Here is a 2,512-nt window from a genome sequence, read left to right as displayed (position 1 = left end):
GGTGCGCGTCCGTCAGCGTCCGTGCTTGTCCGCGGTCGTTCGCCGGCTCGGGTACACCGTCAGGTACACGATGCGGCGGTGGCCGGGACCGTCGTATTCGGTGGCAAGCCGACCCGCACCGCAGGCGTGGCAGCGCCGAGGAGCGGAAGCGGTGCGGCAGCATTTTTCGATCTCGTGTGCCTGGACAGGACGGGTGGTCCCAGCGCTTGATGACGGACCCGCGGATTAGTAGCGGCGGCGCTTGAGCGACGTAGAGAAGGTTTACACCCCGGTCCTGTGGCCTGTCGCCCAGTGGGAGCATGATGGTCACGGGCAGCGATGCCGTGCTTGGTGTTGGGCACCAGGCGAGTACTGCTGGGTAACGGGAACAGGTGCAAGGTGAAGCTGACGCGGCTTGAACTGTGGAACTACCGTGCCTTCGAGCACGCCGTAGTTGAGTTTCCCTCCAGCGGTCTTCTGCTGGTGGTTGGTGCAAACAACTCCGGCAAGAGCGCGTTGCTGTCTTCCCTTGACGCCATCGCGCACGGCGCTACTTCTCCAAATGACCGGCATTATAAAGCAACAGAACCGCCGCGCGCCACGGCTACCTTCGAGCTCGACGACGCGGAAATTACGCGGCTCTTGGTCAACGCTTCGGATACTCTTCTTCATGAGGGCGGGCAGTTTCGACAGGCGGGGGCCTTTCGAGAGATCCACTGGGAGTTTGCGCCTCTCGGCGGCGACCGGCTGGCTCCAGTGAGCATCCGCGCCAAGTGGAACGGCCGTGATGAGGTTGTACTCGTTCAGGCCCGCCTGGAATCGAACGGGATAGTGATGATCGAAACCAATGGCTTAGGCGCGGTTCTTGAGGGCAAGCCAGGGCAAGACTTTCGCATGGTCATCTTGCAGAGGCTGTTCTCCAATGATGGAAACGGCTTTCGAGCTGGCTACCAGGGTGCTTTTCGCCCACTCTACGATTACTTTGTCGAATGGGCGAGCGGTATCTACCACTTCACGCCGCTACGTACCGGCGCGCCTGGAGACGTCTATAGCGCTGCAGCCCATCAAGTGCTCGCGCCCGACGGGCAGAACCTGCCTGGCGTGCTGTATCGCCTGAAGCTCAACGAGGAGGACCAGTACGAGAAGCTAATGGCGCTGATCGAGGATATCGTGCCAGGTGTCGGTCAGATGCGCGTGCCGGCGCAGGGGAATCAAATATCAATCACCTTCCGGGATCGCTCATATCGGTCATCGGAACTGAACCTCAAACGGCTGGGCACAGGGGTCGAGCAGTTGCTTATGACCCTGGTTGTTGGCGTGACCGAGCAAGCGCGGTCCATGATTATCATGGAAGAGCCTGAGACAAACCTTCACCCGGGTGCCCAGCGTGCTCTGTTTGCCCTTATCAAGGAGTGGGCGGCGGAGCGACCTTTCATTATTGCGACGCATTCGCCCGTGTTCCTCGACGCGAGCGCGGGGTCGAAGCTCCTGCTGGTGACCCGCGATGGGAGCACCTCGCACGTCCGGGCCCTTGGGAGTGAGTCGCTCGATGCCTTGAAAGAGCTGGGTGTGCGGCTGAGCGACGTGCTGAGCGCTGACCGCATCCTCCTGGTTGAGGGCCCGAGCGACGAGGCGATCCTGCGTACCTGGTTCCCGGAACACCTGCGCAATCCGCGGCTCGTGGTAGTCGACGGTGGTGGCGGCGACAACGCCCGGCACGCCAAGCGTCTTCAGCAGTGGATCGACAGCGCGGACCGCCTTGGTGACCGGAAGGTCCTCTACCTTCGGGACCGCGACGAGCTGCCAGCAGGCGAACTGGCGGCACTGAGCCGGACGGGCGCGGTCAAGGTCGGCTCGGGCCGGGAGATCGAGAACTACCTGCTCGACCCGGAGGCCTTGGCCAGCGTCCTGACCGACCGGAGTGGCAATGCGGTGAACGCCGACGAGGTCGCCAAGACGCTCGGGGAGCTAGCCGATGATCTTAAGCAGGCCGTCGTGCTCAAGCGGGTGTGCCGTAATCTGCACCTGCCGCCCCTGATCGACCACAAGCTCCGTGGTGACCTTGGCAAGCGTCGAGCGGGTCTGGATGATCTAAAAACGGTGGTGGCCCGGCTCAAGACGGCCGAGTCGCTGGAAGCCGAACTCGACGAGCTGTGGCCGAAGGCCCAAAAGGCCGTCGACGCTGACTGGGAGAACCAGCGGCTTCGGCTGGCTCCCGGCGAGGAGGTGCTGAACGGGTTGTGGGGGCGGTACGGCCTCGGCGGCTACTCGAAGAAGGCCGACGGTCCAGCCATCGCCGCCCGAATGATGGCGCCGCCGCTGGAGCTGGCCGCCGACTTGAAAGAGTTCTTGACAGGTTGAGCCTCCAACGCCCAACCGACTCGCGGTGGGCGCTGGAGGATGGTGCGGGTGAGGCCGGGCCGGTCGATCTCCGACCCTGAACCCAGAGATTAAAAGAACCTTGGAATGCGTGCCGGGACATTCCGGACCATACCGGAAAATGCCCGAACTTCCAGGCCAGGGCAATTTCGGG

The 2,512-nt window shown here is 63.0% G+C and carries 1 protein-coding gene; it reads left to right on the top strand.

Features of this window, described 5'->3' with window-relative positions; translation table 11 throughout:
* Positions 1-378 precede the first annotated feature (378 nt).
* On the top strand, positions 379-2,340 hold the full coding sequence (locus tag MJ783_RS22630) for an ATP-dependent endonuclease (protein ID WP_239313775.1): 1,962 nt from the start codon (positions 379-381) through the stop codon (positions 2,338-2,340).
* The last annotated feature ends 172 nt before the right edge of the window (positions 2,341-2,512 follow it).

It is taken from the genome of Protofrankia sp. Cj3 (assembly GCF_917627355.1).
In the GTDB taxonomy this organism is placed as follows: Bacteria; Actinomycetota; Actinomycetes; order Frankiales; family Frankiaceae; genus Protofrankia.
This window is presented reverse-complemented; position numbering and strand designations above follow the sequence as displayed.